This is a genomic window from Pseudocitrobacter sp. 73, assembly GCF_008369545.1.
In the GTDB taxonomy this organism is placed as follows: domain Bacteria; phylum Pseudomonadota; class Gammaproteobacteria; order Enterobacterales; family Enterobacteriaceae; genus Pseudocitrobacter; species Pseudocitrobacter vendiensis.
Window position 1 is genome coordinate 1 of sequence record NZ_VTZO01000012.1, and the last position, 12101, is coordinate 12101.

Genomic DNA, 12101 nt, shown 5'->3' on the forward strand with positions numbered 1-12101 from the left:
GGGGCGATTAAAGGCCAACACTTTGATATCTATCAGGGAATTGGCCCGGATGCCGGACACCGCGCAGGCTGGTATAATCACTATGGCCGTGTGTGGGTGCTGAAAACCGCGCCAGGCGCGGGGAATGTGTTTAGCGGCTGATGCAGACACCCTCACCCTAACCCTCTCCCTGAGGGAGAGGGAACCGGTTGTGCTCGCTTTTCACCCTCTCCCTCAGGGAGAGGGCCGGGGTGAGGGTTGTCTTTACTGCGTCGCAGCATCACCACCAGTTGCCAGATATTGATCAGCACAATAATCGCTGTCGCCACAAACACCCAGCGGAAGCCCGCCATGGCAGAAACAGACGCCCCGATCAGCGGCCCGGCAACGTTGCCCAAATACATAAACGACTGGTTGTAGCCGAAAATTCGCCCGGTCACGCGTTCGCTGATGTACTTGAGCAGCAGCGTCTGTACCGCCGGAAGCATCGCGCCGTCGGCAAAGCCAAGTAGAAAGCGCAGCACGCCAAGCTGGAACGGTGTGGTAACAAACGACATGGCGAAGAACAGCACCACCGCAAAGCACAGCGTCGCCAACAGAATACGCTCGGTGCCGATTCGATCGCCCAGCTTGCCAAGCCGTGGCGCGGAGATCAGCGCCGAGACGCCCGGTACGGCGGCGATCATCCCGCTCAGGAAAGCGATGTTGTTACTGTCCGGCGTCATCGATTTAATAAACAACGCCAGAATCGGGCCAATCGATCCGTTACACAGTTGAATCACCATGGTGGTGACAAACAGGCTGATCACCAGCCCCGGATACGGCAGCGAAGCGAATACGGCTTTGCCACTCAGGCGCTCTGATTTGCTGGTTTGCGGACGCACGCCTTCCTTGATTAAAAACAGCGTGACGAGAAAGCTAATCATCAGCAAAAACGCGGTGATGTAAAAGACCATCCGCAGACCCATGTGATCCGCCAGAAAACCGCCTAGCAGTGGGCCGCCAATGACACCGCTTATCTGCGCGGTAGAGAGCGTACTCAGCGCCCAGCCGCTGCGTTCGCGCGGCACCTGCGAGGCCACCAGCGCCATCGCGTTCGGGATATACCCCGACGTCAGCCCCATCACACCGCGCAGAATAAACAGTTGCCAAACGTTGGTGGCAAAGGCTTGCAGCAAAATGGCAATCGCCATACCCAACGACGCGCGCAGGAGCATCAATTTGCGCCCTTTGCGATCCGCCAGGCTCCCCCACATGGGCGAGACAATCGCCGAAACCAGAAAAGTGATACTGAACGTTAGCCCTGACCACATCGAGAGCGATTCATGAGACGTGACGCCCAACTGCGCCACGTAGAGCGGCAAAAAGGGCAGTATTTGACTGATTGCGAGGCCGGTAAAGAAGCAGCCGAACCAGACAGAGATGAGATTAACCTTCCAGGATTCCATAACTACGCGTTTTCGTTCACTTATGCGGACAAGTGCACAGGGTAGCAAGTTGTATGGCAGTCGGTATTGTCAGAGATGCGGTCGCGGTGAGTTTAGGGTTTTATCATTGATTTGCTATTTTCTGTGAACGATCTCACGTTTTAATTTCCAGCAAAAAGAGAGTTATGCTTAGCGACAAAGCCCGTAGCCGCGCATGCCGAGATGAAAATGATTGGCATGCGCCGCATTGTAGTTGGGCCCAAGCCCATTACCGTAATACTGGCAGCTATTCGCCAACAGCGTTTGCAGAAACGGTTGGTTCTGCGGGTGCGCCCAGCCTTTCAGCACGCTAATCTGTTTGCCATTCTGCAAACGAAAGCCGCTGATATCCAGCGCATTTGCGGTGGCATGTTCGCTCAGCGGGCCGTCGGCGCGATGATAGATATTGCGGCAGGCAAAACTCCCCAGGTGGTCAATGCGCGTCACTTCGCTGTTCAGCATTCGACGCGAAAGCGGCTTTACCTGTTGTTCCACATACAACGCACTGCTCAGCGCCAGGCGGCAACTGGCGAGAAAGCGATTGCTGAGTTTCACCGTGCCAAAATCACGCACCTGTACCACATCCGTGAGCGGACATGCGCCGCCGCTCGGCGCCACGCTCTGCGTACTGATAAGGTTTTGCTGATTTGCCTCGGCCAGCAGCGTCTGACACTGCGCATCCGTTATCGCTTTGAGCTTCCAGCGCGTCACCAGACCGGGCGGATCGTTAAGCATTAATGGTGTAAATGGATTGTACCAGGATGGCAGCATCTGATAGCCACCATAGCCAATAGCGATAACCCCCACAAATACCAGCCAGCGCGTGATTTTCATCGGCTCTCCTGCCTGCAATAAAGTTAAAGATTATGGCAGATAGCCCGGAAATCACGTGGTATGTTATGTGTTTTGCGTTTGGAACGGATGGAATTAAAGATGGCGAAGTTGCGGGTTGGGATTGTTTTCGGCGGGAAATCAGCAGAGCACGAAGTGTCGCTGCAATCGGCTAAGAATATCGTTGAAGCCATTGATAAAACACGCTTTGACGTAGTACTGCTGGGCATTGATAAGCAGGGGCAGTGGCACATAAACGATGCGCAAAACTATTTGCTGAATGCGCAGGACCCGGCAAAAATCGCCCTTCGCCACTCTGATGTGACGCTGGCGCAAATTCCAGGGAAAACCTCGCAGCAGTTGATCAACGCAGAAAGCGGTCAACCGCTGGGCGCCATTGACGTTATTTTTCCGATTGTTCACGGCACGCTCGGCGAAGATGGCTCCCTGCAGGGTATGCTGCGTGTAGCGAATCTACCGTTTGTGGGTTCCGATGTACTCAGTTCTGCCGCCTGCATGGACAAAGACGTCACCAAGCGCCTGCTACGCGACGCCGGGCTTGCCATCGCGCCGTTTATTACCCTGACGCGCAGCAACCGTCACCGTATTTCGTTTGCGGAAGTAGAAGCGAAGCTGGGCCTGCCGCTGTTTGTGAAACCTGCTAATCAGGGTTCCTCCGTTGGCGTCAGCAAGGTCAACAGCGAAGCGCAATATCAGCAGGCCGTGGCGCTGGCATTCGAGTTTGACCACAAAGTGGTGGTTGAGCAGGGTATTAAAGGCCGCGAGATCGAATGCGCAGTGCTGGGCAATGATGAACCGCAGGCCAGTACCTGTGGCGAAATTGTGCTGAACAGCGAATTTTATGCCTACGACACCAAATACATTGATGATAACGGCGCGAAAGTGGTGGTTCCGGCGGCGATACCGGCAGAGATCAACGACAAAATCCGCGATGTGGCGGTGCAGGCGTATCAGACGCTGGGTTGCAGCGGGATGGCGCGTGTCGATGTGTTCCTGACGGCGGAGAATGAAGTTGTGATCAACGAAATCAATACGCTACCGGGTTTCACCAACATCAGCATGTACCCAAAACTGTGGCAGGCAAGCGGGCTGGATTACACGTCGCTGATCACACGTTTAATTGAACTGGCACTGGAGCGCCATCAGGCCGATAGCGCCCTTAAAACCACGATGTAAAAGAGGCTTAATTCACCCTCTCTTCCACGCCGTCGCCTTCCGGGCGGCGGCGAATAATTAACCCCGCCAGCCAGAAGCTAATTACCCACGTCACCATCCCAACCACGTAGGTTTGCCAGCCTTTCGCTTCAAAACCCAGCAAGCCAACTACGCCGTTGAGAATAAAAATCAGACCAATAGCGAACGCATAGTAGTGCCAGTCACGGCGAATTTTTGCAGGCAGCTTCATAACGGCTCCGAAGATAAAAAATTCATCTTCACACATCCCAGGCTGCGGGTCTGTGGTGTGAACAGCAATTATTTAATGTTAGCAAAATGTTTACACTCTGGATTTGTGATCGCCGCACGACTCCCGGCAATCCAGGACGAATCCTTAACCGAAATTACCATAATTCTTATACTGCCCTACGAAGAAGGCTGTCACACTCATGCCAGTATCACGGTCATGTAATGAAGTCCGGGAGGTCTTTATGACAGATTTCGCCTTCTCTAAGCTCATCCTGAATGGGAAAAAAAGCGCATCTTCTGCGCCGGGCAACGTCGCCTATGCGGTGTTTGTTCTGCTCTGCTTTTGGGCTGGTGCACAGTTGCTAAACCTATTGGTGCATGCGCCTGGCGTATATGAGCATTTGATGCAGATGCAGGATACGGGCCGCCCGCGTGTAGAAATGGGGCTGGCCGTCGGTACCCTGTTTGGCCTGGTGCCGTTTTTGGGTGGCTGTGCGATTCTAGGCTTCGTGGCGCTCGTGATGCGCTGGCGTCGCCAGCGCTAATCTTAGTTCGCCATACACTTCGCCCGACGATCGTCTACGCGCTTCGCGAACCACGCCGTGGTGAGATTGCGCGTGATCTTCGGGCTCTCTAACTGAATCCCAGGTAACATCTCTTTCACCAGCGTTTTGCCGGTTTTCTGCTGCGCTATTTTATACACGCCTTTGTAGAGTTCGGTCTCTTCAAATGCCAGGCTGTCGCCCTTCTTCAACTGGCGATGGATTTCGTCATCGCTCAGCGAAAGTTTGCCTGCCAGCTTGCGCACTGCCAGCTCGGTTTTCCCTGCGTCATCACTGTCATAGCGGATCAAATCGCCATCCAGCGCCAGCTTAACGCCGGTCGCTTTACTGACCGCATACTGGAACGCCGCATTACGGCTGGCATACCAGCCTGCGTTAAAGTCTGCGAATCGGTAAATTGGGGCCGTGTAATTGGCCGGATAGTTCAGCAGATGGTACGTGCCAAACCACAGCCCGCCGCGCAGGCTGAAGACTTCCTGACGTACGGTGCCGTCCATTTTCCACGGATAACCGCGCGTATGCGCCTCGGCAAAGGCAATACTCACCTGCATTGGGCCGCCCGTATGTACCGGATTCAGCGAGCCAAACAGCGTCTGCCCCATGGGCACCATATTGATAAAGTCGTCAAAAATCGCGCTCAGCTGTTTTTCCGTTTTCACGTTATCCAGCCGTTCGCTGTAGCTTTTACCGTTTGGCGAGGTGATTTTGAGGGCAGTGTGGACGAGGAACAACGGCACATGCATGCGTTCAGCGCGGCGATCAATTTCCTGCCAGGCGATTTTACTCAGCCCCGGTACGGCGGGGTCCGCTTGATAATTGGATTCCTGCTGCGCCACCGCCAGCACCGAACAGATATTCTCTTTTGTCGGTGCCAGCTTTTGGCTTTCGAAGGTTTTTGCCAGCGCCTGCGCCCAGGCTTCCCGGTCCTTTACGCTGGCCGGTATTTTTTGCCGCACCACCGACGCCACGTCAACGGGCTTTTCCCCTTTCTTCAACGTTGGCGCCTGTTGGCTGGTACAGGCGCTTAATACCAGCCCCGCCAGCAACGTTAACGGGAGTGAGACATAACGTGATACTGGCGTCATCGTGCTTCCTTGTAGAAATTAACTGAATGTGTGGGTCACTTCCTGGAGATCTTTGTCATCCAACTGGTGTTCGAAGCTGCGCAGACGTTTGTAGATGGACATCAATTCCACCAGCGTCGTCCAGGAGCTAATCAGATACTGGAACGAGCCGCGTACCTGACCGAATACGTTGAGGATCTGCTGCATCAGGCCCAGCGTGATTGCACCAGCCGCAATCGAAGGGAACAACAGGAATAAACCGAAAACGTTATCGACCTGAAGATACAGGATACGGGCAATGTTGAAATACATATAGTGGAAATAGAGACGGAAGTAGTTACGACGCACAGCGCTGAACAGTTCGCGCACTGTTGGCGGCGTGGCGCGGGTTTCGTCATCTTCCCCGTAGACCAGCTCTTTACGGTACGCTGCTTCCACACGCTGGTTTTTGAATTCCAGACCTGGAAGTTTGATACCGACAATCGCCAGCAGCCCGGTCCCCATCAGCGACCAGATAATCGCGGCAATCACCAGACCATAGGGAATGCTGCCCAAAATTGGCAACGACGGCACGTGGGCCGAGAGCGTAACCAGTACCGGCAGGAAGGCAATCAGCGTCATGATGGCGTTGATAAAGCTGGTGCCCATATCTTCAAGCGTGGAGGCAAAACGCATGGTGTCTTCCTGCACACGCTGTGCCGCACCTTCGATATGACGCAGGTGATCCCAGTGCGCCATATAGTGTTCGTTCATCGCCGTGCGCCAGCGGAAAACGTAGTGGCTGACAAAGAAGTTATTCAGCACGCCGACGGTAACGGCAATCAGAGCAATACCGAGGAAAATCCCGACTTCGTGATAGAGCTGATTGATGGAAACTTTATTGGGCGAGGTCAGCGCCTGCTGGATGAGGTCCCAGAACGGGGCATACCAGGCGTTGACCGCCACGCCCACTTCCACCAAAAACCAGGTGACGAAAATAATCAGCGCGGTACCCAGTACCGACCAGTATTGCCAGCGATGCGGGCTGCGCACAAACCAGTAGAGCGCGAAAAGCCCGACGCAAACGGCGTAGAACGCGTAGAAAACCAGATAGTTCAACGACCAGAAGCGGGCTGCGCTAATTGGGACATCTTTCGACGCATGAACCAGGTTCAGTAGCCAGCTTCCACCACCTGCTTGCCAGAAAATAACGGCAATCAACGCCCAAATAAATGCCGAGAGAAAAAAGGGCCCCGGCTTAGGGAAAAAAGACTTAAACATAGTGCTCTCCTGCTAACTTCTTATGGTTCTGGCGTTTGCTGTGTACAACACAAGTCCTGTCGCAGCATGTACTGCAACCAAAGGGATACCACGTAAAAACGAAAGATAACCGCACAATGAGACCGATAAACAGGCGCTTAGTTCGCCGGCAAAAGGTGCAAAATCGCCTCAACGATATTTCAGTTGTAACGAGGCTTCCAGGAAGGTTTGATTCACGTTTTAACCGTATTCCGCGACACAAATGGAATATTCATCGCATCTATCATACGCGACGGATCACAAAAGTGTGTCTTCAATACAAAGTTTCACAACCACGGTTACTCACCGTTACGTTTTTCCCGCTATGATAGCGATTAGTGGCGCCGTATCAGGTGCCGATTCACAGTGTAAGTAGTATAAATACGCACTGTTCTCCCATTTTTATTTATGGATGCCTTCGTTGAAACGTAGTCTGCTTTTTTCTGCCGCGCTCTGCGTGGCGTCATTGACATCGGTCCAGGCGGCTCAGCCGATCGCCGATCCCGTTTTTGCTTCCGATATTGTCGACCGCTACGCTAACCATATCTTCTACGGCAGCGGCGCTACGGGGATGGCACTGGTGGTTATCGATGGCAACCAGCGCGTCTTCCGCAGCTTTGGCGAAACTCGTCCAGGCAACAACGTGCATCCACAGTTAGATTCAGTGATTCGTATTGCGTCACTGACCAAGCTGATGACCAGCGAGATGTTGGTGAAACTGCTCGATCAGGGCGTGGTGAAGCTTGACGACCCGTTAAGCAAATACGCTCCGCCAGGCGCACATGTGCCAACCTATCAGGGATCACCGATTCGCCTGGTGAATCTCGCCACGCACACCAGCTCGCTGCCACGCGAACAGCCGGGTGGCGCGGCGCATCGACCGGTGTTTGTCTGGCCTACCCAGTCACAACGCTGGTCTTACCTTAATAACGCGACGCTGAAATCCGCACCCGGAACGCAAGCCAGCTACTCCAACCTGGCTTTCGATCTGCTGGCCGATGCGCTGGGCAATGCCGCGGGTAAACCCTATTCACAGCTGTTTGAAGAGCAAATCAGCCGCCCGCTGGGCATGAAAGACACCACCTTTACGCCGTCGCCAGATCAGTGCCGTCGTTTGATGGTGGCCGAGAAAGGCGCCAGCCCGTGTAATAATACGCTGGCCGCAGTCGGTAGCGGCGGAGTTTATTCCACGCCTGGCGATATGATGCGCTGGATGCAGCAGTATCTCTCTTCTGATTTCTATCATCGCAGTAATCAGGCGGACAGGATGCAGACGCTGATTTATCAACGTAGTCAGCTTACTCGTGTAGTCGGTATGGATGTGCCGGGCAAAGCAGACGCACTGGGTCTGGGATGGGTCTATATGTCGCCGAAAAATGGCCGCCCAGGGATTATTCAGAAGACGGGCGGCGGCGGCGGGTTCATTACCTATATGGCAATGATTCCGCAGGAAAACGTGGGCGCATTTGTGGTCGTTACCCGTTCTCCACTTACCCGATTCGTCAATATGAGCGACGGAATCAATAATCTGGTAACTGAGTTAAGCGGCAATCAGCCACTGGCGGTACCTGTTTCTTAATAGTCGTTGGGCAAACGCGTGATGCTGACGAGTTTGCCCTTTTCCATCTGGATATAATTTCCCTGGCGCAGCGCCGAGAGCACTTCGGCAATCACCGAGCGCGAAATATTCGTTCTGTGCTGGATAAACTTCATCACGCCAACTCTGGCACGCAGATTATCGTTCCACTTTGCCATCACCAGCAGCGTGCTGCGGATTTGTTGATAATTGCTGGAGCCAATAAGCTGCGCATCACGCACTTCCAGCATGCGATGTTGCCACGTCAGCCAATAGAGCGCTTCACGCCAAAGTTGATAGCGTGTCAGGCAATGCAGCGTGTCCTGCGCGGGGAGATAATAGCCGCGACAATCGCTTTCGGTGGTAATGGTGTAATTCTGCTGGATCTTCATGATGGCGCCGACCAGACCAAAAATCGCCGGGCTCTGCAACATGCCGAACATGATACTACCCGAATTGCGCCTGATAGAAATCGAACCCTGGGTAATCACGAGGGTATGGTTTTCTGTCTTTTTGTCTTCCGGCAAAATAGTGGAACCTGCCGGTAAATCGAAATGGATACCGCGAGGAGATAAGTGCTTATCAAGAGTAACAAATTCGCTCAGCGGTTTACTCAATGCAGGCATTTTCTACCATCCATGTAAAAATGCCCGCCATAGCAATGACGGGCATGAGTAACGTTCAGTTAAACAGGGAAATCACCTTCCCTGTTTACCGAAGAGCCATTACCAGGTGTATTTAACACCCGCGTTTGCGCCCCAATCCTGATCAACATCGCCGCCGCCGAGGTAGTTTACACCGGTGTAAGCGCTGAAGTTTTTGGTGAAGCTGAACTGGCTGCCCACGCCTACGCGTACAGCGGAACCTTCAACACCGTTATCAATGTTGTCGCCATTGACGTTGGTATCGTTGTTGGAATCGTCATACACATAAGCCAGTTTGAAGTAAGGAGTCAGAGCCTGGTCACCGTAGTTGAAGGTGTAACCAGCATCAACGCCCAGTTCATAACGCAGGCTGTCGTAGTCCTGACCGCCAACATCCATACCGTTGCTCAGGCTGTAGCTGTCGCCAGACTGGAACAGACCAGAAATTGCGCCGTACGGTGTTACGTAGCCAGCGTCGTTGATTTTCCAGTCGTAGCCCAGTTTCAAGCCAAAGCCCCATGCATCGGCAGTAGTGTCGCCATCAACATAGTCGCCATTGCTCATGGTTGCGCTCAGGTCGTTGTTGAAGCGGCTGTAGCTTAAGTTGCCATCAACAAAGACGTTGTTCGCGAAGCGTGCAGAAGAGTAGACATAGGCAGACTGGCTGTCTTGATCCACCTGACCAGTACGGTCATTCATGTCGCCTTTCGCGAAGGCAGCTGCAGCACCGACGATCCATTTAGCGTTGTTACCGTCGATTTTGCTATCAACACCGACCATGATGCCGTTGACGTCCTGGTCATAGTTGATAGTGCCGTTGTCGCCGTTGAAGTTGCCACCGAAGTAGCTCACCCACGCGCCACCGTTATCGTCAAAACCATGACGAGAGGTGTTCAGGCGGTTGTTCAGGGTATCCTGCTGCATATTCCAGGTGTTGGTGTTAGCAGACGGGATGCTCAGCGCCATGTTTGCGTAGTCGGTCAGCTCCATCTGTTGCAGAACAACAGTGTTACCTTTCTGCTGTGCCTGATAGGTGTATGCACCCAGGTCAGCTTTGTTGGCAGCAGAGAAGGTCGCGGTGCTGTTTTTGTCGTTGACATAAACCAGCTCGTTGCCTTTGTAGTCTGCGATAGAACCTTTACCTGTAGCGTTGTCGATACGAACTTTGTAGTTACCGGTTGCAGCAGCTACGTTGTCAACAGCACTGTTATCCATTTCGTCAGCGTTGTTGATATCGCCATTACCATTAACAGTCAGGTGACCGTCAGAGTTCATAGCGATAGTACCGTAACCATAGTTTGCTTTGCTGGTATCGTTAGTACGGTCGTTGACCAGGTCAGCGTTCAGCACATAGTCGCTGCTATGGATATCGAATACACCAGAGTATACGTTGCCGTTGTTGTCAGCACGATTACCACTGGTCAGTTCCAAAGTATCAGTCTGGAACGGATTAGCATCATACTGATCAACTTTCACATCCAGCACACCGCCGTTAGTCACAGTGATGGTGTTAGCGTACAGAGCTGCATCAGTAGACCAACCGGTAGAGGCATCCAGATTAACGGTACTGTATGTGTTAATGGTCAGATGATCGGTATCAACATAACCACCTTCACCGATATTCATGGAAGAACCGTTGTTCAGCGCAATGGTATCGGAAGTTACAGTAGAACTAGATACGTTCACCTGGGAACCGCTATTAACAGTCAGGCTATCAATGCGGGAATCTTTAGTCGTATCCCACTCAGAGCCATTATTCAGCACAACATCAAAGATGCCGCTCTGGAAGTTGTCAGCAGAGTTAACACGGTTCCAGTAATCAACAGATGAAGATTCTGGTGCCAGGCTGTTTGCAGCAACATCATAGAAGTTAGCTGGAACAACTTGTTCGTAATCGATCCATGCAGCACCGACCCATTTGCTGTGATCCAGAGTCAGCGTCAGGTGATCAACGTTTTGGTTGTCGTCTGCCCAGCCTGCGTTGGTATACACGGTTGTAGAGTTATCAACCAGATGACCATTCTTATCAAAGTTGCTATTGAAGGTGCTGTCAAAGTACACATCGCCCATCAATGTGGAGTTATCAAACTCAACATTGTTGACCATACGGTAGTCAGAACCTGCGTTGTCAGAGAAGACTAATGCAGCATCATTATTAATACCTACATCAGCAGTACTACCGTAATCACTCGGCTCACCGGAATCACCAAAGTGACCATCATCTTCAAGATCGGTCAATGAACCAGAAGTTACAGTTGAATCAGTAACTTTGATGTTGTTATCCCACTGGTGAGAGCCATCATAAGTTACGTCAGAGTGAGTAGTATCACCCTGAATCATGGTAATACCCGCAACGTGGGAGTTAGCAGTGATGTTGATATCACTTTCCACATTCAGAGTAACTGCGGTACCAAAGCCAGCAGTATCGTATTTACCTTCGTATGGGAAGTTATCGTAGGCTTTGCCATCTGCATCAACCCAAGTATCGGTATAGTACAGACCTTCGTAGTCATCATCGATGGTCGTGTTAGCGATATTCAGAGTGAAGGTATCGCCATCAACCCAGTCGTGATCAACCGCTTCACCCCAAGTATAGAAGGTACCAGCAGTGTCAAAATGACCCGGACGGTAAGAAGTGATCATACCGTGAACGGTTGTGTTAGAAAGGCTCAGAGTATTAGCAGCATCGGTGTAATCGCGATTCAGATAATAAGTAGAGATTACACCATTTACAGTATCACCGTTGAAGGTGGTGTCGTAATTACCTTCAGCAGCATTGTTATAAACATAACCGCTGTAGGAAACATAGTCGTGATCTAAAGAGGTCCAGTCATTGAATTCGCTGTACGGAGTCAGCGCATCATCATGGAACCCAAAAGTGTCATATGCGGTAGCATTTGCCTGAGAGGCGATTGCCAAAGTGCAAGCCAATGCTAATTGTGATACTACAAGTTTCTTTTTCCAGGAGTGCATTTGTCATCCCTCCTCAGGGACGTATATTCGTTGGTCCATCAATTAACAATGCAATATGAGTATTGTTGCGGGTGTAATTATGCGACGCACCGGATAAAAGGTTCAATTAATCTTTACTTAATGTCTGTATTCGGACAACTTAATTGAGTGATTGAAGCCCACCAAAACAAAAAATAAAACCAACAATATCAACACCTAACAACAGCCCGACATTCCCTACAAAAAAGTAAAAAGACACTAAAAACAAAAATCATTCATTTTCAATATTTGAAAAAACCATTTATCTAACTTATTGAATAAAT

The 12101-nt window shown here is 51.7% G+C and carries 11 protein-coding genes; 4 read left to right on the forward strand and 7 right to left on the reverse strand.

Annotation, left to right across the window (positions count from 1 at the left end):
* Nucleotides 1-141, forward strand: a 141-nt coding sequence (locus F0Q32_RS13885; RefSeq protein ID WP_255475354.1) for a 3D domain-containing protein, incomplete at its 5' end; no start/stop codon positions are given.
* Nucleotides 142-152: 11 nt separating this feature from the next.
* Here the strand turns inward: F0Q32_RS13885 and F0Q32_RS13890 are convergent.
* Nucleotides 153-1427: a multidrug efflux MFS transporter gene (locus tag F0Q32_RS13890; protein ID WP_149463537.1), complete on the reverse strand. Its 1275-nt coding sequence runs from the start codon at nt 1425-1427 to the stop codon at nt 153-155.
* Nucleotides 1428-1595: 168 nt separating this feature from the next.
* Complete coding sequence (locus F0Q32_RS13895) at nt 1596-2279, reverse strand: extensin family protein (RefSeq protein ID WP_149463538.1); 684 nt, start codon at nt 2277-2279, stop codon at nt 1596-1598.
* Nucleotides 2280-2378: 99 nt separating this feature from the next.
* On the opposite strand from F0Q32_RS13895, the gene ddlA reads away from it, so the two are divergent.
* Complete coding sequence (ddlA, locus tag F0Q32_RS13900) at nt 2379-3473, forward strand: D-alanine--D-alanine ligase (protein WP_149463539.1); 1095 nt, start codon at nt 2379-2381, stop codon at nt 3471-3473.
* A gap of 7 nt (nt 3474-3480) precedes the next feature.
* Here ddlA and F0Q32_RS13905 read toward each other — a convergent pair whose 3' ends face one another.
* Nucleotides 3481-3702, reverse strand: a complete 222-nt coding sequence (locus F0Q32_RS13905; protein WP_149463540.1) for a DUF2754 family protein — start codon at nt 3700-3702, stop codon at nt 3481-3483.
* Between the two features lie 241 nt (nt 3703-3943).
* Between F0Q32_RS13905 and F0Q32_RS13910 the strand changes: the two genes are divergently transcribed.
* Nucleotides 3944-4246: a DUF2755 family protein gene (locus tag F0Q32_RS13910; RefSeq protein WP_149463541.1), complete on the forward strand. Its 303-nt coding sequence runs from the start codon at nt 3944-3946 to the stop codon at nt 4244-4246.
* 2 nt (nt 4247-4248) lie between these two features.
* On the opposite strand, the gene F0Q32_RS13915 is transcribed toward F0Q32_RS13910, so the two are convergent.
* Together F0Q32_RS13915 and sbmA are read right to left on the reverse strand one after the other, a co-directional pair.
* The gene (locus F0Q32_RS13915) at nt 4249-5349 is read right to left on the reverse strand and encodes a DUF1615 domain-containing protein (protein ID WP_149463542.1); all 1101 of its coding nucleotides are present in this window, start codon (nt 5347-5349) and stop codon (nt 4249-4251) included.
* An 18-nt stretch (nt 5350-5367) separates the two neighbouring features.
* Nucleotides 5368-6588 carry a peptide antibiotic transporter SbmA gene (gene sbmA, locus F0Q32_RS13920; RefSeq protein WP_015965651.1) on the reverse strand — a complete coding sequence of 407 codons (1221 nt, stop codon included), beginning with the start codon at nt 6586-6588 and terminating at the stop codon, nt 5368-5370.
* Between the two features lie 439 nt (nt 6589-7027).
* Between sbmA and ampH the strand changes: the two genes are divergently transcribed.
* Nucleotides 7028-8185 carry a D-alanyl-D-alanine-carboxypeptidase/endopeptidase AmpH gene (ampH, locus tag F0Q32_RS13925; RefSeq protein WP_149463543.1) on the forward strand — a complete coding sequence of 386 codons (1158 nt, stop codon included), beginning with the start codon at nt 7028-7030 and terminating at the stop codon, nt 8183-8185.
* Here the strand turns inward: ampH and F0Q32_RS13930 are convergent.
* Nucleotides 8182-8808 (reverse strand): helix-turn-helix domain-containing protein, encoded by a 627-nt coding sequence (locus tag F0Q32_RS13930; protein WP_149463544.1) that lies wholly within the window; start codon nt 8806-8808, stop codon nt 8182-8184. The two genes, ampH and F0Q32_RS13930, sit on opposite strands and share 4 nt — an antisense overlap.
* A gap of 99 nt (nt 8809-8907) precedes the next feature.
* Entirely contained in the window at nt 8908-11799 is a 2892-nt protein-coding gene (locus F0Q32_RS13935; RefSeq protein WP_149463545.1) for an autotransporter outer membrane beta-barrel domain-containing protein, read from the reverse strand.
* Nucleotides 11800-12101 lie beyond the last annotated feature (302 nt).

Excerpts from the sequence above, each read along its gene's own strand:
- F0Q32_RS13890 (WP_149463537.1), bottom strand. The coding sequence starts at position 1,427 with ATGGAATCCTGGAAGGTTAATCTCATCTCTGTCTGGTTCGGCTGCTTC.
- F0Q32_RS13930 (WP_149463544.1), bottom strand. The coding sequence starts at position 8,808 with ATGCCTGCATTGAGTAAACCGCTGAGCGAATTTGTTACTCTTGATAAG.
- ddlA (WP_149463539.1), top strand. The coding sequence starts at position 2,379 with ATGGCGAAGTTGCGGGTTGGGATTGTTTTCGGCGGGAAATCAGCAGAG.
- F0Q32_RS13910 (WP_149463541.1), top strand. The coding sequence starts at position 3,944 with ATGACAGATTTCGCCTTCTCTAAGCTCATCCTGAATGGGAAAAAAAGC.
- F0Q32_RS13905 (WP_149463540.1), bottom strand. The coding sequence starts at position 3,702 with ATGAAGCTGCCTGCAAAAATTCGCCGTGACTGGCACTACTATGCGTTC.
- F0Q32_RS13915 (WP_149463542.1), bottom strand. The coding sequence starts at position 5,349 with ATGACGCCAGTATCACGTTATGTCTCACTCCCGTTAACGTTGCTGGCG.
- F0Q32_RS13935 (WP_149463545.1), bottom strand. The coding sequence starts at position 11,799 with ATGCACTCCTGGAAAAAGAAACTTGTAGTATCACAATTAGCATTGGCT.
- sbmA (WP_015965651.1), bottom strand. The coding sequence starts at position 6,588 with ATGTTTAAGTCTTTTTTCCCTAAGCCGGGGCCCTTTTTTCTCTCGGCA.
- F0Q32_RS13895 (WP_149463538.1), bottom strand. The coding sequence starts at position 2,279 with ATGAAAATCACGCGCTGGCTGGTATTTGTGGGGGTTATCGCTATTGGC.